At 70.5% G+C, this 20,324-nt stretch carries 18 protein-coding genes; 11 read left to right on the forward strand and 7 right to left on the reverse strand.

The window, feature by feature from the left end:
• Positions 1-1,704, forward strand: a complete 1,704-nt coding sequence (locus QSK18_RS02655; RefSeq protein ID WP_232808292.1) for a cation:proton antiporter — start codon at positions 1-3, stop codon at positions 1,702-1,704.
• Between the two features lie 3 nt (positions 1,705-1,707).
• Here the strand turns inward: QSK18_RS02655 and QSK18_RS02660 are convergent, their stop codons facing one another.
• The 3 genes from QSK18_RS02660 to soxR form a co-directional block, all read right to left on the reverse strand.
• Positions 1,708-3,279, reverse strand: coding sequence for an ATP-binding protein (locus QSK18_RS02660; protein ID WP_232808293.1), 1,572 nt, complete (start codon positions 3,277-3,279; stop codon positions 1,708-1,710).
• Positions 3,280-3,437: 158 nt separating this feature from the next.
• Entirely contained in the window at positions 3,438-4,559 is a 1,122-nt protein-coding gene (locus QSK18_RS02665; protein ID WP_232808294.1) for an XdhC family protein, read from the reverse strand.
• 74 nt (positions 4,560-4,633) lie between these two features.
• The gene (gene soxR, locus QSK18_RS02670; protein WP_232808295.1) at positions 4,634-5,113 is read right to left on the reverse strand and encodes a redox-sensitive transcriptional activator SoxR; all 480 of its coding nucleotides are present in this window, start codon (positions 5,111-5,113) and stop codon (positions 4,634-4,636) included.
• A gap of 82 nt (positions 5,114-5,195) precedes the next feature.
• On the opposite strand from soxR, the gene QSK18_RS02675 reads away from it, so the two are divergent.
• The 7 genes from QSK18_RS02675 to QSK18_RS02705 all read left to right on the forward strand — a co-directional run bounded on the left by QSK18_RS02675 (position 5,196) and on the right by QSK18_RS02705 (position 11,569).
• Positions 5,196-5,888: an SDR family NAD(P)-dependent oxidoreductase gene (locus QSK18_RS02675; RefSeq protein ID WP_232808296.1), complete on the forward strand. Its 693-nt coding sequence runs from the start codon at positions 5,196-5,198 to the stop codon at positions 5,886-5,888.
• Positions 5,889-5,893: 5 nt separating this feature from the next.
• Positions 5,894-6,946 (forward strand): S-adenosylmethionine:tRNA ribosyltransferase-isomerase, encoded by a 1,053-nt coding sequence (locus tag QSK18_RS02680; protein WP_232808845.1) that lies wholly within the window; start codon positions 5,894-5,896, stop codon positions 6,944-6,946.
• A gap of 117 nt (positions 6,947-7,063) precedes the next feature.
• Positions 7,064-7,438, forward strand: a complete 375-nt coding sequence (locus tag QSK18_RS02685) for a response regulator transcription factor (protein ID WP_232808297.1) — start codon at positions 7,064-7,066, stop codon at positions 7,436-7,438.
• Positions 7,435-8,532 carry a HEAT repeat domain-containing protein gene (locus QSK18_RS02690; protein WP_232808298.1) on the forward strand — a complete coding sequence of 366 codons (1,098 nt, stop codon included), beginning with the start codon at positions 7,435-7,437 and terminating at the stop codon, positions 8,530-8,532. Before QSK18_RS02685 ends, QSK18_RS02690 begins: the two co-directional genes overlap by 4 nt.
• Before the next feature lie 17 nt (positions 8,533-8,549).
• Positions 8,550-9,986: a glycosyltransferase family 2 protein gene (locus tag QSK18_RS02695; protein ID WP_232808299.1), complete on the forward strand. Its 1,437-nt coding sequence runs from the start codon at positions 8,550-8,552 to the stop codon at positions 9,984-9,986.
• A gap of 228 nt (positions 9,987-10,214) precedes the next feature.
• The gene (locus QSK18_RS02700) at positions 10,215-10,559 is read left to right on the forward strand and encodes a PadR family transcriptional regulator (RefSeq protein ID WP_232808300.1); all 345 of its coding nucleotides are present in this window, start codon (positions 10,215-10,217) and stop codon (positions 10,557-10,559) included.
• Complete coding sequence (locus QSK18_RS02705) at positions 10,556-11,569, forward strand: hypothetical protein (RefSeq protein WP_285616470.1); 1,014 nt, start codon at positions 10,556-10,558, stop codon at positions 11,567-11,569. Before QSK18_RS02700 ends, QSK18_RS02705 begins: the two co-directional genes overlap by 4 nt.
• Here QSK18_RS02705 and QSK18_RS02710 read toward each other — a convergent pair.
• From QSK18_RS02710 to QSK18_RS02720, 3 genes are all read right to left on the reverse strand, one after another.
• A complete protein-coding gene (locus QSK18_RS02710; protein WP_285616471.1) occupies positions 11,527-13,023 on the reverse strand; it encodes an ATP-binding response regulator in 1,497 nt (498 codons plus the stop codon). The genes QSK18_RS02705 and QSK18_RS02710 overlap by 43 nt on opposite strands.
• Positions 12,992-13,480 (reverse strand): response regulator, encoded by a 489-nt coding sequence (locus QSK18_RS02715; protein ID WP_232808303.1) that lies wholly within the window; start codon positions 13,478-13,480, stop codon positions 12,992-12,994. Before QSK18_RS02715 ends, QSK18_RS02710 begins: the two co-directional genes overlap by 32 nt.
• Before the next feature lie 122 nt (positions 13,481-13,602).
• Entirely contained in the window at positions 13,603-16,191 is a 2,589-nt protein-coding gene (locus tag QSK18_RS02720; RefSeq protein WP_285616472.1) for a LuxR C-terminal-related transcriptional regulator, read from the reverse strand.
• A 126-nt stretch (positions 16,192-16,317) separates the two neighbouring features.
• Between QSK18_RS02720 and QSK18_RS02725 the strand changes: the two genes are divergently transcribed.
• Entirely contained in the window at positions 16,318-16,752 is a 435-nt protein-coding gene (locus tag QSK18_RS02725; RefSeq protein ID WP_232808305.1) for an organic hydroperoxide resistance protein, read from the forward strand.
• A gap of 15 nt (positions 16,753-16,767) precedes the next feature.
• Positions 16,768-17,229, forward strand: a complete 462-nt coding sequence (locus tag QSK18_RS02730) for an NUDIX hydrolase (protein ID WP_232808306.1) — start codon at positions 16,768-16,770, stop codon at positions 17,227-17,229.
• Here QSK18_RS02730 and QSK18_RS02735 read toward each other — a convergent pair.
• A complete protein-coding gene (locus QSK18_RS02735) occupies positions 17,215-19,287 on the reverse strand; it encodes a M3 family metallopeptidase (RefSeq protein WP_285616473.1) in 2,073 nt (690 codons plus the stop codon). The genes QSK18_RS02730 and QSK18_RS02735 overlap by 15 nt on opposite strands.
• Positions 19,288-19,349: 62 nt before the next feature.
• Here QSK18_RS02735 and QSK18_RS02740 point away from each other — a divergent pair, with 62 nt between their 5' ends.
• Positions 19,350-20,252 carry an alpha/beta fold hydrolase gene (locus QSK18_RS02740; protein ID WP_232808308.1) on the forward strand — a complete coding sequence of 301 codons (903 nt, stop codon included), beginning with the start codon at positions 19,350-19,352 and terminating at the stop codon, positions 20,250-20,252.
• Positions 20,253-20,324 lie beyond the last annotated feature (72 nt).

The raw sequence follows: 20,324 nt of genomic DNA on the forward strand, positions 1-20,324 counted from the left end.
ATGAACGGCGTTCAGCTGCTGCTGGTGGTGATCGCGGCGATCGCGGTGACCGGTCTGGCCCACCGCAAGGGCCTCCAGGCCCCGCTGGTGGTGCTGGTGATGGGGCTGGCCGCCTCGTTCATCCCGGGCATGCCGCGGCTGGAGCTCGAGCCGCACATCATCCTCAGCATCGTCCTGCCCCCGCTGCTGTACTCCACGGCCCTCGACTTCTCGGTGCCCAGCTTCATCCAGAACATCCAGCCGATCCTGCGCCTGGGCGTGGTCCTGGTGCTGATCACCGCCTTCGCGGTGGGCGGGGTCGCCTTCTGGTCGGTGCCGGAGCTGACCTTCGGCGCCGCGCTGGTGCTGGGCGCCGCGGTCGGCCCGCCGGACGCGGTCACCGCCGTGGCCATCGGCCGGACCCTGGGGGTGCCGAACCGGGTGATGACCATCCTGACCGGCGAGAGCCTGATCAACGACGCCGCCGCCCTGACCCTGTTCAGCGTGGGCGTCGCGGCGGTCACCGGCAGCCACACCGTGGTCGACAACCCGGTGCTGTTCTTCGTCTACACCTCGGTGGTCGGTGTCCTGGTCGGCCTGGCCCTGGCCGTGGTGGTGCTGTGGGTGCGCCGGCGGCTGCACGAGCCCGGCCTGGAGACGGTGCTGGGACTGGTCGTGCCGTTCTCCGCCTACCTGCTGGCCGAGGAGTTCCACGGCTCCGGCGTGCTGGCGGTGGTGATGGCCGGCTTCTGGATCGGCCACAACCAGGCCACCTCGGGCTTCGCCACCCGGCTGCAGGAACGCCAGCTCTGGCGCAGCATCGACATCCTGCTCGAGGCCTTCGTGTTCGCCTACATGGGCCTGCAGATGCGCTTCGTGATCGACGACGTGTTCAACGTCCACCACGAGCCCGTCGACCTGATGATCATGTCGTCGCTGCTGGTGCTGCTCACCGTGCTGGTGATCCGGCCGCTGTGGGTGTTCGGCTTCGCCGGTGGCCGGCAGTTGGTACGCAAGGGCCTGGCCTCCACCCCGCCGGTGGAGAACCCGAAGGTGCCGTTCCTGGCCCACAGCATGGACAAGGCCCGCGACCGCACCGCCCGCGGCGCGAACTGGCAGACCAACGCGCTGATCTCGTGGACCGGTATGCGCGGGGTGATCACCCTGGCGGCGGCCTCCGGGGTGCCGTTCTACACCGAGAGCGGCGAGCCCTTCCCCGGCCGCTCGGCCATCCAGTTCATCGCCTTCGTGGTCGCCGTGGGCACCCTGCTGCTGCAGGGCCTGACCCTGCCCTACCTGGTCAAGCGGCTGGACATCTCCGGCGAGATCGAGCACCAGAAGGAGATGCAGCAGCGCCGGTTCGCCCGTGAGGTGGCCCGGAAGGCGTCGAAGAAGGCCGTCAAGCAGACCCTGGCCGATCCTCCCGACGGCTGTGACCCGACACTGCTGGAGGGCATCGCCGAACGTTTCCGGCACGCCCAGGAGACCCGCGAGGACCTCCTGCCGGACGACGAGGACGACCCGGCCCTGCGCGAGCTCGCCCGCAAGGACCTGACCCGCGCGGTACGGCTGCTGCGCGAGCGCATGCTCACCGCCCAGCGGCAGGCGCTGATCGCCGAGCGCGACGCCGGCAACCTCGACGACGAGGTGCTCCGCGACCTGCTGGAGCACCTGGACTACGAAGAGGCCGCCACCGCCACCGGTTCGGCCGCCCGTCTGCACTGAGCCTCAGCGCTGGCCGGGCAGCTCCACGGTCATCGTGGTGCCCCGGCCGGGGGCGGAGTCGACGCGGATCGTGCCACGGTGCGCGTCGACCACGCCCTTGACCACGGCCAGGCCGAGCCCGGTGCCCGGGATGCCCCGCTCGATCACCGAGTTCGACCGGAAGAACCGGGTGAACAGGCGGGCCTGCTCGCCCTGCGGGATGCCGATGCCCCGGTCCCGCACCTCCAGCCGTACTCCGCCGGGCCCGGCCGACACCTCCAGATCGATGACGTCGGCCCGGCCCCCCAGCGGACGGTTGCCGGTGGGTGGGGGCGAGAACTTCACGGCGTTGCTGAGCAGGTTCACCAGCACCCGCTCCAGCTGCGACGCATCACCGAGGACGACCGGGAGCCGTTCGGCGATCTTCACTTTCAGGGTCATCCCGGCCTGCCGGGCGGCCGGTTCCACGGTGGCCACCGAGGCCTCGACCAGGTCGGGGAACGAGACGGCGCGGAACTGACCGGATCCGGCGTGCCCGGACTCCATCTTGGACAGCACCTGCAGGTCCTCGACCAGGCTGAGGACGTTCGCACTGTTGCGGTCGATGATGTCCAGGAACTTCTGGTTCAGCTCCGGATCGAGGTCACGGTCGCGCAGCATCTCCACGTAACCGCGGACCGAGGTCAGCGGGTTGCGCAGCTCGTGGCTGACGGCGGCGACGAAATCGGTCTTCATCCGGTCGATCTCGCGCAGCTGGTTGTTGCCGGCAGCGAGCTTCTCGGCCCGCGACATGATGTCGGCCCGGGCCGCCCGCAGGTCCGACTCGACCCGCTTCTGCCGGGTGATCTCGGTGTAGATCGCGCCGATGCCGAAGATCTCGCCGTTCTCGTCGCTGATCGGGTAGCGCACGCACAGCAGATTGCGGGAACCGTCGCTGCCGGGGAACTCCTCCTCCCGCTCCACCACGATCGAGGTGTGCAGGCAGCGGGCGTCGAGTTCGGTCATCTCCCGGGCCTTCTCGGCCGGGAAGATCTCCGCGTCGATCTTGCCGGCCAGGGTGTCCGGGGCCAGCCCGCACAGCCGCTCGAACTGCCGGTTGGCCAGCAGGTAGCGGCCGTCCACGGCCTTCACGCTGATCGCGGCCGGGGAGTGGTCCACCAGCCCGGCCAGGATGGCCGCGGTCTCCCGCTCACGCCGCTCGGCCTCCCGCTTCTCGGCGGTGAGCCGGCGGGTGGCCAGGGCGTGGTCGACGGCCGGGCCGAGCCGGGCCAGCCGGTCCTTCAGCAGGTAGTCGACCGCGCCCAGGCGCAGCGACTTGACGCAGGTCTCCTCGTCCATCTGGCCGCTGACCACGATCACCGGCACCTCGAGGTGCATCTCGTGCAGCCGGGCCAGTACGGTCGGCGCGTCCAGACCGGGCAGCGAGTAGTCGCACAGGATCACCCCGGGCGGCGGGTCCAGGGCGGCCAGCATCGCGTCCAGGGTGTCCACCCGGGTCCAGTCCGGGCCGAAGCCGCTGCGGACCAGTTCGGCCACCATGAGCTCCGCGTCGGCCGGCTGGTCCTCGATGATGAGCAGCCGGAAGCTCCTACTCACGAAACCTTTTCCCCCATGCAGTTCGGCCGCGACGGTACCGGCGCTGCTGGCCGAGCGGGCACCGATGCGGGAGCCAGTTAACACCCGGCGGTCCCGTCGGCCCGGGAGAATCGCCGGGAGAAGGCGAGCCCGCCCCCCAAAGACGCCCCGATCGTCCGTTATTCGCCGATCGCCCGAGCCAGGCCCCACTGATGGTGGATCGGCCCCTGAGTGCGCCCCAGCGGCTGCACCAGTCCCACGCCGGAGCGCTCGGCGATGATCTCCGCGCAGATCGACACCGCCGTCTCCTCCGGGGTGCGGGCGCCGAGGTCGAGCCCGATCGGTGAGTGCAGCCGGGCCAGGTCGGCCTCGACGGCACCGGCGGCGCGCAGGCGGCTCAGCCGGTCTTCGTGGGTGCGGCGGCTGCCCATCGCACCGAGGTAGCCCACTTCGGTGCGCAACGCGGCCAGAACGGCGGGCACATCGAACTTCGCCTCGTGGGTGAGCACGCAGATCGCGTCGCGCCGGGTCAGGGTGGGCCCGATCCGGCCGAGCAGACGGTGCGGCCAGTCCACCACCACCTCGTCGGCGTGCGGGAAGCGGGCGCGGGTGGCGAACATTTCCCGCGCGTCGCACAGGGTGACCCGGAAGCCGAGCACCGAGGCCACCTGGCTGAGCGCCGCGGCGAAGTCGACCGCCCCGAAGATGATCATGCGAGCCGGGGGCAGGAACGACTGCACGAAGACACTCACGTCGCTGCGCCGGGCCTCGCCCCGGGGGCCGTAGCGACGCACCCGGGAGCTGCCCACGCCGAGCTCCCCCTCGGCATCCCGGGCCACCACCCGGTCGAGTTCGGCGTTGCCCAGAGAGCCCAGCAGAGGACGTCCGGGGCACAGCACGGCGGTCGCGCCCGACTGGTCGAGCGTGGTGAGCAGCGCCACCGGCTCGCCCGCCCGCACCGCCTCGGCCAGCCGGTCGTACCCGGACAGCCGGCCGGCCGGCTGGATCAGCAGGTGGATCGTGCCTCCGCAGGTCAGGCCGACGGCCAGGGCGTCGTCGTCGGAGTAGCCGAAACTGACCAGCTCACACTCGTCGCGCTCGATCAGCTCCAGCGCGGCCGCCACCACGGCCCCCTCGACGCAGCCGCCGGAGACCGAGCCCAGCACCTCGCCGTCCTGGTTCACCGCCATCGCGGCCCCGGGCTCACGAGGACCGGAACCGTCGACGTCGACCACCCGGGCCAGGGCCCAGCGCCGGCCCTGGGCGCGCCAGCGGTCCAGGCCGGTCAGCAGCTCACGCATCAGCCCTCCCCATCTGGGACGGAAGCCTACGGTGCGGGTGGGGCGCTGTCCCGGGTCGATCGACGTACGGGCGCTCAGGGCGCGGGGCGGCGCAGGGCCTGGGGCAGGAACGCGGCGCCGGGACCCCACTGGGCCGCCTGGTCCTCCAGGTTGGAGATGCGGCAGCGGGCCAGCGACAGGCAGCCGCAGCCGATGCACGAGTCGAGCTTGTCGCGCAGCGCCACCAGCGCCTCGATCTGCTCGTCGAGCCGCTGCGACCACGACTTCGAGATCGCCGTCCAGTCGGCCTTGGTCGGGGTGCGGGAGGCGGGCAGCCGGTCCATCGCCTCGCGCACCTCCTCGAGCGAGAGGCCGACACTGCGGGCTGCGCGGATGAAGGCCAGCCGGCGCAGCACCGCCCGCTCGTACCGGCGCTGACCGCCCGCCGTGCGCGTGGCCGAGATCAGGCCCTCGCGCTCGTAGAACCGCAGCGCGGAGGCGGCCAGGCCGCTGCGCCGGGTGAGCTCGCCGATGGTGAGCAGCTGATCGGCCCGGGGCTTCGGGTCGGAAGTCATGCCGCCAGGATACTAGACCTAAAGCTGAATTCAACTAACAAGATGGGACCGGGACGAGAACCCCTCAAGCTCAGGAGAAGACATGCCCACTGCACTGATCACGGGCGCCTCCAGCGGCCTCGGCCGGGCCCTGGCCACCGACCTGGCGCAGGACGGCTGGGACCTGGTGGTAGATGCCCGCGACGCCGACCGCCTGCACGCCGCCCTGGCCGGCCTGGGCCCGAAGGTGCACGCCGTTCCCGGCGACATCACCGATCCGAGTCACCGTCAGGCCCTGGCCGAGCACGCCGCCGAGCTGGATCTGCTGGTCAACAACGCCGGTGGCCTGGGCCCCAGCCCACTCCCCCCACTGTGCGAATTCCCGCTCGCAGCACTGGAAGACCTCTACCGCGTCAATGTCGTCGCCCCACTGGGCCTGATCCAGCTCACCCTGCCGGCCCTCAGCGCCCGCAACGGCACGATCGTCAACATCACGTCGGACGCGGCCAGCGCCGTCTACCCCGGCTGGGGTGGCTACGGCTCCTCGAAGGCCGCCTTGGAACAGATCGGCGCCGTACTGGGAGCCGAGAGCACAGGGGGCCTGCGGGTGTACTCGTTCGATCCTGGTGATCTTCGAACTCCCATGCACCAGGCCGCTTTTCTCGGCGAGGACATCTCCGACCGCCCGCTGCCCGAGACCGTCGTACCGGCCTTCCGCCGGCTGATCGAGCGCCGCCCACCCAACGGCCGTTACACCGCGGCCGAACTGAAGAACCGCGAAGGAGCGCCCGCGTGAGCACAATGATCCAGCCGTCGACCAGTTTCGAGCTTCCCGAGGGGTCCGAGGCCACCGAACCACCCGAGGCCCGCGGCCTGGCCCGGGACGGCGTCCGACTGCTGGTGGCCGGGCGGGACGAACTGCACGACACCCGTTTCCACCGGATCGGCGAACACCTCGACCCTGGCGACCTGCTGGTGGTGAACACCTCGGCAACCCGGGCCGCCGCGATCCCCGGTGAGCACACCCGGCTCGGCCGGGTGATCGTCCATTTCTCTCTCGAACTGCCCGACGGCTCCTGGGTGGTCGAAGTACGCACGTCGCCACATGCGTCCAAAAGCATTCGTACCTGCGTGCCCCGCGACGAGATCCAGCTCGACGCCGGCCCGCTGCTGCACCTGTCCACCCCGCACGGGCGATCCGGCCACCGCAGCGGCACCCGGCTCTGGCGCACCCGCCCGATCGACGCCCAGGCGCTGCAGAACGCTCCGGCTCAGCCCATCCGCTACGGCTACCTCGAGCGGCCCTGGCCCCTGGAGACCTACCAGACGGTCTTCGCCGACCCCCGGGACGTCGGGGCCAGTGCCGAGATGCCCAGCGCCGGGCGTCCGTTCAGTACCGATCTGGTGACCCGCCTGGTCTCCCAGGGCGTCCGCCTGGCCCCGATCACCCTGCACGCCGGGGTCTCCTCGCTGGAGACCGGCGAGGCTCCGCCCGCCGAACCGTACCGGGTGCCGGAGTCGACCGCGGCCCTGGTGAACTGGACCCGCCGGACGGGTGGCCGGGTGATTGCAGTGGGTACCACCGTCACCCGGGCCCTGGAGTCGGCGGTCGGGCCCGACGGACGGGTACGGCCCGCCCGCGGCTGGACCGACCTGGTGATCTCCCGCGAGCACCCGGTGCGGGTGGTCGACGGTCTGGTCACCGGCTGGCACGACCCGCAGGCCACGCACCTGCTCATGCTCGAGGCGGTGGCCGGGGCCGACCTGGTCCGGCGGGCCTACCAGCAGGCGGTGAGCAGCGGCTACCGGTGGCACGAGTTCGGCGACTCGTGCCTGTTCCTCCCCCAGGGGTGAGAGGACGGCCGTAGGCAATTCACCCTGTAGGCCATTCGGGTCCACGTCGATGCGGTGGGGAGTCGGGAAGCAGACCGCTTCCCCGGCGGAAACCGTCGTACGACCGAGGAGCCCACCATGAGCAGCATCGTCGTTGTGGACGACGACTCCGACATCCGGGGTCTGCTGGAATTCAAGCTGTCCGCGGCTGGTCACACGGTGACCGCCGAGGCCGACGGCGAGGCCGGACTGGCCGCCATCATGGACGTCCGCCCGGACGTCGTGGTGCTGGACTGGATGATGCCGCGGATGAGCGGCATCGAGGTCTGCCTGGAACTGCGCAAGGACCCGTCGATGGCCGACATCCCGGTGCTGTTCCTGACCGCCAAGGCCCAGGAGTCGGACGTCCAGCGCGGCTTCGCGGCCGGCGGCAACGACTACGTGATCAAACCTTTCAGCCCGCGCGAGCTTTCCAGCCGGATCGACGCGCTGTTGGCTCGGACACCACGATGAGCACCGAGGCGATCCTCCTCGTCGCCGCCACCCTGAACCTGGCCCTGATCATCGGGCTGTCGGTCAGCACCGCCCTGCTGAAGGCCCGGCGCGAGCGCCGGGCCCGTCGGCACGAGGAGGAACTCGCCCTGCTGCGACCGGTGATGATGCGCTACCTGGCCACCTGGGAGGACGGGGACGCGCACGACCTGGCCGACATGCTGATCGGCTACCGCGGCGTGACCACCTCGTTCGAGGAACTGGTGGCCGGGCTGCTGCCCAAGCTGAGGGGGGCCGACCGCAGCATGCTGGTCGACATCCTGCGCCGGCGGGGCACCATCGAGGAGGCCCGCCAGGGCACGTTCTCCCGCCTGCCGGTGCACCGCTACCGCGCGGTGGAACTGCTGGGCGCGGCCGGGGTGAGCGAGGGGATCCCGGAGGCCGGACGGCTGCTGGGCGACCGCAACACCGACGTCCGGCTCGCCGCGGTGCGCGCCCTGGGCCGGATCGGCACCGGGGAAGCGGCCACGGCGCTGCTGGAACACCTGGACTCGGAAGCAGTGCAGAAGTACCCGATCCCGCCGCACCCGGTCACCATGGCCCTGCTGCGGATCGGTACCGACGCGACCGAGCCGCTGACCCGGGCCCTGGAGGCCGACTCGGTGGAGGTCCGGACCATCTCGGCCGAGGTGCTCGGCGTGCTCGGCGTGTACCCCGCGGTCTCCGGACTGCAGGTGCGGATGCGGGTCGACCCGAGCGTCTCGGTCCGCCTGGGCGCCGCCCACGCCCTGGGCCGGCTGAGCATGCCCGGCTCGGTCGACGACCTGACCGCGATGCTGCGCACCGAGGAGGACGTCGAGGTCCTCGCGGCCGCCTGCACCGCCCTGGGCCGGATCGCCGATCCGGCCTCGATCCCCGACCTGGAGCAGGCCGTCGCCCACCCGCACCCCACCGTCCGGGTGGCCGCCGCGATGGCGCTGGCGGCCTTCGGGGACACCGGCCTGGACCGGCTGCGCCAGATCGCCCAGCAGGACGCCGAGGGCGGTGACGCGGCGAGGGAGGTCCTTGCCCGGAACTCGATCGCGACGGACACCACGCCGTTGATCTCCTACTGAGGGGGACTGGCCGAACCATGAGAGATTTCCTCGAATCCGCGGTGATCGGATTCAACTCGTTCGTGATCATCTACTTCCTGGCCCTGAACTCGCTGTACCTGGTGATCGTCCTGATCGCCGCGAGGGCCCAGCGGCGGGCCCAGCGGATGTCGTCGGAGACGGCGCTGGAGGACCTGTTCGCCAACCCCCTGACCCCCGGCGTCTCGGTCCTCGTCCCCGCGTACAACGAGGAACCGAGCATCGTCTCGAGCGTGCACTCGATCCTGGACCTGCGTTACCCGCAGCTGGAGGTGGTGATCGTCGACGACGGTTCCACCGACGGCACGTTCGACGTGCTGCAGCAGGAGTTCGAGCTGCAGCCGAGCACCCGGGTGGCGGCCGGCGTGGTGGAGACGGTGGGCACGGTGAACTCCGTGCACATCTCCCGCGACGGTCAGATCGTGGTGATCCGCAAGGAGAACGCCCGGCGCCGCGGCGACGCCCTGAACGTGGCCCTGGAGTACTCCCGCTATCCGCTGGTCTGCATGATCGACGCGGACTCGGTGCTGGAGAAGGACGCCCTGATGCACGTGGTGCGGCCGTTCGTCGACGACCCGGAGCGGGTCGCCGCCTCGGGCGGGGCGATCCGGCCGATCAACGGCTGCCCGACCGAGCGCGGGATGATCCTGGAGAAGCGCCTGCCCAAGGCCTGGGCGCCGCGGATCCAGGTGGTGGAGTACCTGCGCTCGTTCCTGCTCGGCCGGGTCGGCTGGTCGGCGTTCAACGGCCTGATGATCATCTCCGGCGCGTTCGGCCTGTTCCGCCGGGACCTGGTGCAGCAGATCGGCGGCCTGACCGCGGACTCGCTGGCCGAGGACGCGGACCTGGTCAACAGCCTGCACCACCGGCTGCGCAAGGAGAAGCAGGACTACCGCATCGTCTTCGTGCCGCACCCGGTGTGCTGGACCGAGGTGCCGGAGAACCTGAAGATCCTGAGCCGGCAGCGCCGTCGCTGGTCGCACGGGCTGATGGAGGTGCTGTGGCGCTTCCGGGCGATGATCGCCAACCCGCGCTACGGCCGGATGGGCATGCTGGTGCTGCCCTACTACGTGGTCTTCGAGCTGCTCACCCCGATCGTCGAGATCATGGGCCTGATCTGCCTGCCCCTGGGGCTGGCCTTCGGCATCCTGAACTGGCAGGCGGCGGTGCTCTACGCCCTGGTGGCGATCGGCTACGGGATCCTGTTGTCGGTGGTCGCGATCGCGGTGGACGACGTGTCGTACAAGACCTACCGGCGCTGGAAGGACCTGGGCATCCTGCTGGTGGCCGCGTTCCTGGAGAACTTCGGTTTCCGCCAGTTGCACGCCTTCTGGCGGCTGCGGGGTCTGTGGTCGGGCCTGCGCGGTTCGAACGCGGCCTGGGGAGAGATGCCCCGGGTCGGCTTCAAGGACACCTCCGGGGCCGCTGCGGGCTGATCGCGACAGGCCTTTCGGTTGACGGGGCTGACAGTTCAAGGGGCTTCCAGCCAACGGGGCTTCGAACAGAGGACGTCGGTGAGCACCTCAGGTGCCCACCGGCGTCTTTCGTTGTGGGTGGGGTTGGGCCAGTCGCGCCGGCGCCCACCCATGTCACTAGTTTTATTCTCGACTAGTCGTGTACTGTGACTAATCAAGGAACGGGTTAGAGCACAGGGAGTGCGTTCGATGGGGCGGGAACCGGGTGCGACATGGCGGAAAGCCGCCCTGGAACTGGCGATCCTGGCGGTTCTGACCCAGGGCGAGGGGCACGGTTACGCCCTGGCCCAGCGGCTGAGTGAGCTCGGCCTGGGGCAGATCAAGGGCGGCGCCCTCTACCCGGTGCTGAACCGGCTCGAGAGCGAGGGGTACGTCGAGGCGAGCTGGCAGGCCGGTGAGGGCGGTCCCGGCCGCAAGGTCTACGCGCTCACTGCCGACGGCCGCCGGAAGCTGACCGAGGAAAGGCAGCAGTGGCGCGACTTCTCGACCGCGCTGGACACGATGCTGAGCGATCTCGCCCAGGAGGGGCTGTGACGAGTTTCCGGAAATGGCAGAGCGAGGCCAGGTCGGCACTCCTGAACCGAGGGGTCGACGGGGACACCGTGCAGCACCTGCTGGACGAGGCCCGGGAGCACCATCGCACCAGCGGGACAGACCCGGCCGAGGCCTTGGGCACTCCGGCCGAGTTCGCTGCGTCGGTGGCCGCCGAGCAGGACGACTCACAGGTCGGACGGGTCGACACCCAGGGCCTGACCGTGGCCGAGTACCTCTGCGGCAGCGGGCTTCTCCTGGTGGTGATGACGTTCGTGATCACGGCGGTGCGAACCGTTCTGGGCCCGACGCCGCAGTTCCGGGTGTCCATTGCCGGTCTGGCGGGAACGGCTTCGTTCGTCCTGGCGTGGCTCGCCATCACCATCGGGGCCGACGCGCTCCGGGCTGCCGGACGTCCTCGGCTGGCCCCCTGGAGTTTCGTTGCGGCGGTGGCCCTGGTTCCGGTGACGGTTCTCGCGGCAACAGCACTTCCGCAGGACGAATGGTTCACGCTGTCGGCGCCGGTCATCCTGGTGGGGCTGTTCCTGATGGCCGCGGCCATGACCATCCCGCTGGGGCGAAACCTGCGCCCTGGAAAGGCAGATCCGGATCCGGCCGAGCCCGAGGCCTGGTTCTCTCGGCTGGAGGGGCTGCTGGTGGGCCGCCACGACCTGCCCGAGGCCCGAGCGGCGGAACTGGTGGCCGAGGCCCGCAACCACGCCGCCAGCAGCGATGCCGATCCCCGCTCCGAGTTCGGCGCACTGAACGCGTATGCGCAGCGTCTGGCCGAGAGTCTTCCCGACCGGCGACTGCCCTGGTGGCGGCGGCCGGAGCCGAGAGTCTGGTACTACCTCGTGCTCACGCTCATCTTCGTGGCCATCTCCGCGAACGCCTGGGTGCACTCGGAGGGCTGGAACACTGTCTGGCCCGTCCTGCTCGCGGTCGGCAACGCCGTCGCTGCCCTGAGAACCTACCGGCGCACGGGCAGACGCACCGTGACCGTGCTGCCCTGACCCAGCACCGAGTCCATCGTGACGCTGCCGCCGTGGTTCTCGACGATCTCGCGGACCACGGCCAGCCCCAGTCCGGTGCCCGGGATCTTGTGCGCGGCATCGCTGGCCGAGCGGAAGAAACGGTTGAACAGCTTGGGCAGTTCCTCTGCGGAAACGCCCAGGCCGCTGTCGATCACCCGGATCACCACCTGCTGGTCGGACGCCTCACCCTCCACCGTGCCCCGCACGATCACCCCGCCACCCTCGTTCGAGAACTTGACGGCGTTGCTCAGCAGGTTCAGCAGCACTCGTTCCAGCTGGCCCCGGTCACCCAGAACCGGTAGTTCACCGTCCATCTCGAGCTTCAGGCTGACATTGGCCGTCTCGGCGCTGGGTTTCAGCACCAGCAGCGCCCCCTCGGACAGGTCGGCCAGGTCGACCTCCACGGCCTCGTGGGTCAGCGTGCGTGAGTCGATCTTCGACAGCAGCAGCAGGTCCTCGACCAGGTTCAGCAGCCGGCGGGCGTTGCGGTCGATGATGTCGAGCATCTTGGTGGTCTGGCTGTCGGCCCCCTCGGCCTCGTCCAGCAGCAGCTCGGCGTAGCCGCGGATGCTGGTCAGCGGGGTGCGCAGCTCGTGGCTGACCGACGCGACGAACTCGGTCTTCAGCCGGTCCACCTCGCGCAGCTCGGCGTTGGCCACGTCGAGTTCCTGGTTCCGGGCCTCCAGTTCGGTGCGGGCCCGGCGCAGGTCGGCCTCGACGCGTTTCTGCTCGGTGATGTCGACCAGGATCGACCCGACCGCGAACACCGTGTCGGTGCCGTCGCGCACCGGGTAGCGCACGGCGTGGAACGTGCGCTGCTCACCGTCGATCGCGAACAGTTCCTGGCGCTGCACCACCTCGGCCCCCGCGGTGCGGATCGGCGCGGCGCTGGCCAGGGGCGGGTGGTCGGTGGAGAGCTGGTTGTACAGGTCGTTGCTGACCATCGTGCGGCCGCTCAGGTTCTGCACGCTGATCGCCGCGACCGAGTGCTCCACCAGGCCGAGCAGGATGTTCATGGTCTCGTCGCGGCGCTGCTCGGCCAGCCGGGCCACCCGGTCCAGTTCCCGCCGGGCCAGGGCGTGGTCGATCGCCGGGCCCAGCCGCGACAGCCGGTCCTTCAGCAGGTAGTCGGCCGCCCCCAGGCGCAGCGAGTTCACGCAGGTCGCCTCGTCCATCGTGCCGGAGACCACGATCAGCGGCAGGTCCGGCTGCTTGGCCTGCAGAATCGCCAGCGCGTCGGGCGCGGTCATCGTGGGCAGCGTGTAGTCGCAGATCACGACCTCGGGCTCGTCGTCGAGCGCGCGCAGGAACTTGCCCGCCGTGTCCACGATCGTCGCCACCGGTTCGTACCCGGCCCGCCGCACCTCGGTCAGGATCAGCTCGGCGTCCGGCGGGAAGTCCTCAGCGACCAGCAGGCGCAGTGGTGTTGGCACGTGGGTACTCCGTGGGGGTTCGGTTCAGGGCGACCCAGTAGCGTCCGACGTCCGCGATCGACCGGAAGTACTCGTCCATGTCGACGGGCTTGACGACATAGCTGTTGGCGCCGAGGGCGTAGCAGGACGCGATGTCCCGTTCCTCCGCCGAGGAGGTCAGCATCACCACCGGGACCACCACCAGGTTCGGCGTGGAGCGCAGTTCCCGCAGCGTCTCGATCCCGGTCATCCGGGGCATCTTCACGTCCAGGAAGACCGCCCGGGGCAGGTCGGCCGGGTCAGCGTCGGCCCAGCGGCCCCGGCAGGTCAGCCGGTCCATCGCCTCCAGGCCGTCCCGGGCCTCCTCGATCCGCCCCCGGAACTTGTTGCGCCGCAGCGTGTGCTGCAGCAGCTCGCGGTCCTCCGCGGAATCGTCGACCAGCAGGATCCAGTCCTGCTGGCTCGCCACCTCGTTCATCGTGCTGCCCCCCGCTCGAACCCGAGTCGTCCCTCACAGCACGAGCCGGACCGGCCGTCCCCGCCGGCCTGGTTCGGGCAGCGCCCTCTGCTGGGCCGCCCGGCGAGAATGCTCCCAGATGATCACAGTTCGGCGACGTCGACCACGTCGTGCGTCCGGGTGATATTGACGTCCACCACCACGTGCTCCCGGGGTGAGCTGTTCAGCCAGCCGCGCACCCGGGCGATCCGTACCGCCTCTTCCCGGCTGTGCACCCCGAGCTTGCGATAGAGGTTGCGGCAGTGCGACTTGAGGGTGTTCTCGGAGACGAACAGCTCGGCGGCGATCTGGGCGTGGGTCAGTTCGCCGGTGAGCTTCTCGAGCACCACCAGTTCCCGTCGGGTAACCCCCACCCCGTCGTCCGGCTGGGCCCCGGCCTGGTCCAGCCGGGCGATCAGGGCCCGGCGCCAGGGCGAGGCCTCCGGGGATCGGCGCAGCATGGTCGAGGCGAGCACCCGCAGCGGCGCGGGCCCGTCGAGGAAAACCCGTATCTGACCGTCGGGTTCGGCAGTCACCAGGGCCTCGTTGAGAATTTCGGACGCTTGTGCGCGCCGGCCGGCAGCGAGCGCCGCGGCGGCTTCGCCGAGGATCCGGCGCAACCTGTCCTCCAGACCGGTCCCGGTAGGCCAGTTCTCGAGGACCTCGGAGACCTGGTTCCCGTCCTGGCGCTGGAGAGCGAGCCCCAGGCGTACGGCGGCCGTGGCGGGCACGGTCGGGGCAGCATCCAGGCAGGCCTGCGCCGCAGCGTGGTCCCCGTCCAGTTCGGCCAGGCGGGCGCGAGCCAGGGCCAGGCGCACCCGCAGGGCGGCGGGCAGGTGGTCGTCACCGTCGGCCCGTAGACGTTCCAGCTCGGCACGGGCCTGGGGCAGATCACCGAGATCGAGCAGGAGTCGCGAACGCAGCACCCGATGGGCCTGGGCCAGAACCGCTCCCCCGTCCTGGTTCACCACGAACTGCGCTGGACCGTCGGACGATTGGGCCAGGCACCGCAGCCCCTGCTCCGGTTCCCCACGAGCCCGGAGCACCTCGGCCCGGGCCAGGTCCACCAGATTCGCCAAGGCAGAATCCGTCAGGCCGGCCTGAGCAGCCAGCCGGGTGGCGCGCTCGGCCAGGCGCTGGGCGGCGGACAGTTCCCCAGCCCAGGCCGCGGCCAGGGCCTCCACCCCGAGCCCGATCAGGAGCACATAGGACGGAAGGCGATCGGCGCCCATTTTCCACGCGGCGGAGAGGTGACGGGTAACGGCGAGCTGGTCCCCCTCGAACAGCGCCGCCCGAGCAGAGAGCACATTCAGCACCGCAGAGACGGATTCGTGATCACGCATGCCGAAGAAGGCCGGCAGCGCATCCGCCGAGGCCGGCAGAGGGCCGATACGTCCGGCGAAAGATCTGATCACGACGACCGCAGTGGCCCACCAGGACGCCGGCCGGTCCCCACCGAGAACCTGGGCCGCGAGCAGATGGTCTCCACAGCCGGCAGCGGCCAGGGCGACCAGAGCCCGATGTGAATCGTCGGGCTCCCACGAGCCTGCTGGCAGGGCCGACAGGACGGTATGCAGTTGCGCTGCCTTCCAGTCCCGAAAGCCTTGAGGTGCAGCCCGTTCCAGTTCGGCCAGCACCTGGGGCCAGGCTCGGGCGACCAGGAAGCAGTCCACCGCCAACCGCCCCTGCCCCGCCCCCGAGGCCGCTTCTCCGGCCCGGCGGAACGCGTCTGAAGGTCGATCCCCCTGCAGCACTGCGACCTGGCGGGCGGCGGCCAGAACGAACGGATGATAGTCGTTACGCGGCAACGCTTCCTGCGAACGACCAGGCCAGTGCTCGTTGGTCAGCCCCCAGCGACGGGCCTCTTCCAGCAGAAGGGCCGGGTTCCCGCCGGGCACGAGCGCCTCGCACAGGCCAAGGTCCTGCGTGATGCCGGGAACGACGCTGGTCCGGAGCACGAAGTCGCGCAGATCCGACGGCAGCTCATCGAGCACGAGATCAGCCGCCAAACGGGCCAGTTCGTCATCGACGGCCAGTTCGGCAGTTGGGTCGTCGGGGCTGACCCGGGGCAGGGGCACACCCCTGCTGCGGCCGAGCGCCAGCACCCCGGCCGGCCAACCCCCACTGTGCCGATGGATTCTCTCCACCCGGGCAGCATCTACGCGTATTCCACTCAGCGCCGCCAACTGGGACTGCACCACGTCGACCGGCCACCACAGGTCGTCCCCGCGGACCTCGGCCAGCTGCCCGGCCAGCCGCACCGCCAGGGCAGCCGGCAGCACCTCTCCGCGACCGACGAGAACCAATTGTGGACGTCTCTCAGCTGCCAGTACGAGGTCCACGACCCGCTCCAGCCCGGCCGGGCCCAGCGACTCAGCGCCGTCGAGCACCACGAGACCGGCCAGATCCTGAGCCGCATGACCACGAACGGCGGGCTCGACGACGTCTTCAAGCAGACGCTCTTCGGCCGCCCCCCGCAGCGACACCCAGGTCCACGCGACCCTGGGCTGCCGGGACAGCCAGCTACGCACCAGACGGGCCCGGCCCGAGCCCGGAGGGGCGGCGACCACAATCACCCGGAGTCCGGGACGCGCCTGGGGCAGGCGCAGCACCGACTCCCGGAACCACCAGCCCTCGGCCTCGTCCGATCCGGGCAGGGCTGAGCTCCGGTCATGGCGCCACACTCTCGACACCTGACAAAACGTAGCAGGCTATTGACAATGCGTGACGACGCGCCACGACGTGCCGCCGCCCGCCCGGTCCGAAATGATGTCCGGGACAGTGATGACGACACCGGCTCGAAGGACAAGGAAACACTGATGCCCGAAGCTCTTTACAGTGCGACGTCGACGGCCTGGGGCGGGCGTGAGGGCCGGGCCGCGTCGTCCGACGGCCGGATCGACGTGTCCCTGTCGATGCCGGCCGGTCTGGGCGGCGACGACGGGCCGGGCACCAACCCCGAGCAGCTGTTCGCCACCGGCTACGCGGCCTGCTTCCACAGTGCGCTGAAGGGCGCCGCCCGCAGCCAGCAGGTCGACCTGAGCGACTCGGCGGTGTCGGTGACGATCAGTCTGCTCGGTTCCTCCGAGACCGGGCTGGACCTGGCCGCGCGGATCGAGGCCCAGGTCGGCGGGGTGGATGCGGCGACGGCCGGGCGTCTGCTGGAACTGGCCCACCAGATGTGCCCCTACAGCCGGGCCACCCGGGGCAACATCAGCCAGGAGGTCGTGCTGATCGGCCCCGATCCCGAATAGACCCCGAACAGAGTTATGGACGTCATCCGGCGGGAGGGTGCCCGGGTCATCCTGCTCGACGCGCTCGGGCGGGTGCTGCTGATCCAGGGCGGCGATCCGGCCGCACCGGAAGTGGGCCTGTGGTGGTTCACTCCGGGCGGCGGGGTGGACGAGGGTGAGAGCCAGCAGGCGGCGGCGGTCCGGGAGCTGCGCGAGGAGACCGGCTTCGTGGTCACCGGCGAGCTGGGGCCGGTGGTGCACGAACGCACCGCCGGTTTCACCTTTCAGGGCCGGCCGCACCTACAGCACGAGGTGTTCTTCCGGGCCGTGCTCGGCGAGAACGTGCAGGGCGGTGACCTCGACCGTTCCGGCTGGACCGAGCTCGAGCGCGACTCGCTGACCGACGTCCGCTGGTGGTCCGCCGAAGAACTACGCACCACCAGCGAGACGGTCTATCCCGAGTACCTCGTCGAACTGCTCGACCTACTCGACGGGTAGGAGCCCCCGACGTTCCAGCAACGGCTCCAGACGCGGCGGGCGTCCGAGCACCTTCTCCACCGCGGCCATCGGATCCACTCCCCCACCGCGGGAGAGCAGCTCGTCGCGGAACTTCTGGCCGGAGCGGCGGTTCAGCCCGCCCTGCCGCAGGAACCACTCCTCGGTGTCCGCGTCGAGCACCTCGCTCCACAGGTAGGAGTAGTAGCCGGCGCTGTAGCCGCCGCCGAAGATGTGCTCGAAATACGTGCTGCCGTACCGCGGAGCCACCGCGGGCAGGTCCAGGCCGTGCCGGGCCAGCACCTGCCACTCGAACTCCTCCACCTGCTCGGGAGTGATCGGCGGCTGATCGGCCCGGAGCTGGTGCCAGGCCTGGTCGAGCAGGCAGGCGCCGAGCATCTCGACGGTGGCGAAACCCTGCCCGTACGACTGCGCCGAGATCACCGAGTCCAGGGCCGACTCCGGCAGCGGCTTGCCGGTCTCGTGGTGCACCGCGTAACGACGCAGGAGTTCCGGCTGCCAGGCCCACATCTCGTTGACCTGGGAGGGGAACTCGACGCAGTCGCGCGGCACCTCGGTGCCGGAAAGAGCCGGATAGCGGACGTCCGACAGCAGACCGTGCAGCACGTGACCGAACTCGTGGAACGCGGTGCGCACCTCGTCGAGGGTGAGCAGCGTGGGGGCGCCGGTGGGTGGGTGGCTGAGGTTCAGATTGATGACGATCACGGGCGCCTGTCCCAGCAGGCGGGACTGGTCGGCGAAGGAGCTCATCCAGGCTCCGCCACGCTTGGCGTCCCGGGTGTACCAGTCGGTCAGCACCAGGCCGAGCCCGGCGCCGGAGTCGCTGAACACCTCGTAGACGTCCACCTCCTCCTCGTAGCCGGCCAGGTCGTCACGCCGCACGAAGTGCAGCCCGTAGAGCCCCTCGGCGGCGGCGAAGATGCCGTTGCGCAGCACCGAGTCGAGCTCGAAGTACGGCCGCAGCCAGGCCGAGTCGCGGGCGAAGCGCTCCTGCGCGACCTGCTCGGCGTAGTAGGCCCAGTCCCAGGGCTGCAGCTCGCCCTCGAACCCGTCGGCGTGCAGTCGTGCGGTCAGCTCGGCCTGGTCGCGGCGGGTGTTCTCGACCGCGGGCCCGACCAGCCCGGTGAGCAGCTGCATCACCGAGTCGACCTGCTTGGCGGTCTGGTCGGCCACGGCGTAGTCGGCGTGCGAGTCGAAGCCGAGCAGCCGGGCCCGCTCGGCGCGCAGGGCGGCCTGGCGGGTCAGCGTGGGCCGGGTGTCGTAGACATTGCCGCGCCGGCCGCGGGTGACCGAGGCCAGGTACAGCCCCCGCCGCACCTGCCGGTCCTTGAGCGCGGTGAGCGCCGGCTGCACGGTGGGCAGGCGCAGGGTGAGCAGGTAGCCGCGCACGCCCCGGCTCTGGGCGGCGGCCTTGGCAGCAGCGATCTCGTCGTTCGGCAGGCCCTCCAGCCGGGCCCCGTCCTCCACGTGCACGGCCAGGTCGTTGGCGTCGGCCCGCAGGTTCTCCCGGAAGGTGGCGGCGAGCTGGGCCAGCTCGGCGTTGATCTCCCGCAGCCGGGCCTGGTCGGCCGCCGGGAGGGCCGCTCCCGACCGGACCATCTCGTCGTGGTGACGCTCCAGCAGCCGCCGGGTCTCCTCGTCCTCGATCGCGTCACGGTCCGCGTACAGCGCGCTGATCTTGGCGAACAGCCCGGCGTCCATCGTGATCGCGTCCCGGTGCGCGGTCAGCAACGGATTCACCTCGTCCTCGATCTGCCGCAACCCCTCGGTCATCGAGGCGGCCGACAGGTTGAAGAAGACTCGGGAAACCCTGCCCAGCAAGGCTCCCGAGGACTCGAGCGGGTCGAGCACCGTTGCAGGCGACACCGCGCGCTGATCGGCCACCACGGCAGCCACCTCGGCGGCCTGGGCGGCCATGCCGGCCCGGAAGGCGGGCAGGAAGTGCTCCTCACGAATGCGGGTGAACGGTGGCAGACCGTAAGGAAGATCACTCTTTCGGGCGAAAGGATTCACCGGATCCAGGGAACTCTGCGGTGTCACGAGCGTTGCCTCCAGGAGAACGAATCCTTGCTTACAGGTGGCCCCGGAGGTACAAACAACAGATGACCCAGACCTCCGTGCGCCTTGGAACCCGGAACGCCGGGGAGTCGAAATGGGTCGATCTCGCCGACGGGCCGGTGCACTACGTCGATCATGGCGGACCGGCGGGAGCACCGCTGGCCGTGCTGGTGCACGGCCTCGGGGGCTCGCACGCCAACTGGGCCGCGATGGCCCCGCTGCTCACCCACCGCCTGCGGGTGGTCGCGGTCGACCTGGCCGGGTTCGGGCTCACCACCGCCGGGGTACGGCCCTCCAGTGTCAGCGGCAACGCCGATCTGCTGCACCGGTTCGTCACCGCGTTGTCCGACCAGCCGGTGATCCTGGTGGGCAACTCCATGGGCGGGATGATCAGCTCGATGGTCACCGCCGCCCACCCCGAGGCGGTCCGCGACCTGGTGCTGGTCGATCCGGTGCTCCCGCTCACCGCCGCCCTGCCGGACGGCAAGGTCACCGCCAACATCCTGCAGGGGGCGCTGCCGCTGCGGGCCCGGATGGCGCTGGCCCGCCGGCGCGGGATCATCCCCAAAGACAAGCAGGCCATGCAGCTGGTGACGTTGTGCTGCGACGACCCGGACAAGGTCACCGCCGACGTGATCGACGTGCACCTGGCGCTGGCCGAGCGGCGTGGCTACGTGGACGAGACGGCGCGCGACTTCGCGATGGCAGGGCGCTCGATGGTGTTCACGGTGATCAGGTGGCGGGAGTACGCCCGGCTGCTGTCCTCGATCCAGGTGCCGGTCCTGCTGATCCACGGCACCCGTGACCGGCTGGTGCCGTTCCGGGTGGCCCGGGTGGCCGCCGCGGCGTACCCGCACTGGGCCTTCGCCCCCGCCACCGGAGTCGGCCACGTGCCGATGCTGGAAGCCCCGCAGTGGTCGGCCGACCGCCTGCTGGAGCGGCTCTAGAACCCGATTGAGGACGGAGGTGAGCCACCCACGTGGGTGGCTCACCTCCGTCCTCACTTTCGTTCTGGCTCT

Origin of the sequence: Kineosporia sp. NBRC 101677 (assembly GCF_030269265.1) — a bacterium.
GTDB classification, from domain to species: domain Bacteria; phylum Actinomycetota; class Actinomycetes; order Actinomycetales; family Kineosporiaceae; genus Kineosporia; species Kineosporia rhizophila.

Excerpts from the sequence above, each read along its gene's own strand:
- QSK18_RS02655 (WP_232808292.1), top strand. The coding sequence starts at position 1 with ATGAACGGCGTTCAGCTGCTGCTGGTGGTGATCGCGGCGATCGCGGTG.
- QSK18_RS02665 (WP_232808294.1), bottom strand. The coding sequence starts at position 4,559 with ATGCGTGAGCTGCTGACCGGCCTGGACCGCTGGCGCGCCCAGGGCCGG.
- soxR (WP_232808295.1), bottom strand. The coding sequence starts at position 5,113 with ATGACTTCCGACCCGAAGCCCCGGGCCGATCAGCTGCTCACCATCGGC.
- QSK18_RS02675 (WP_232808296.1), top strand. The coding sequence starts at position 5,196 with ATGCCCACTGCACTGATCACGGGCGCCTCCAGCGGCCTCGGCCGGGCC.
- QSK18_RS02680 (WP_232808845.1), top strand. The coding sequence starts at position 5,894 with ATGATCCAGCCGTCGACCAGTTTCGAGCTTCCCGAGGGGTCCGAGGCC.
- QSK18_RS02685 (WP_232808297.1), top strand. The coding sequence starts at position 7,064 with ATGAGCAGCATCGTCGTTGTGGACGACGACTCCGACATCCGGGGTCTG.
- QSK18_RS02690 (WP_232808298.1), top strand. The coding sequence starts at position 7,435 with ATGAGCACCGAGGCGATCCTCCTCGTCGCCGCCACCCTGAACCTGGCC.
- QSK18_RS02695 (WP_232808299.1), top strand. The coding sequence starts at position 8,550 with ATGAGAGATTTCCTCGAATCCGCGGTGATCGGATTCAACTCGTTCGTG.
- QSK18_RS02700 (WP_232808300.1), top strand. The coding sequence starts at position 10,215 with ATGGGGCGGGAACCGGGTGCGACATGGCGGAAAGCCGCCCTGGAACTG.
- QSK18_RS02715 (WP_232808303.1), bottom strand. The coding sequence starts at position 13,480 with ATGAACGAGGTGGCGAGCCAGCAGGACTGGATCCTGCTGGTCGACGAT.
- QSK18_RS02725 (WP_232808305.1), top strand. The coding sequence starts at position 16,318 with ATGCCCGAAGCTCTTTACAGTGCGACGTCGACGGCCTGGGGCGGGCGT.
- QSK18_RS02730 (WP_232808306.1), top strand. The coding sequence starts at position 16,768 with ATGGACGTCATCCGGCGGGAGGGTGCCCGGGTCATCCTGCTCGACGCG.
- QSK18_RS02740 (WP_232808308.1), top strand. The coding sequence starts at position 19,350 with ATGACCCAGACCTCCGTGCGCCTTGGAACCCGGAACGCCGGGGAGTCG.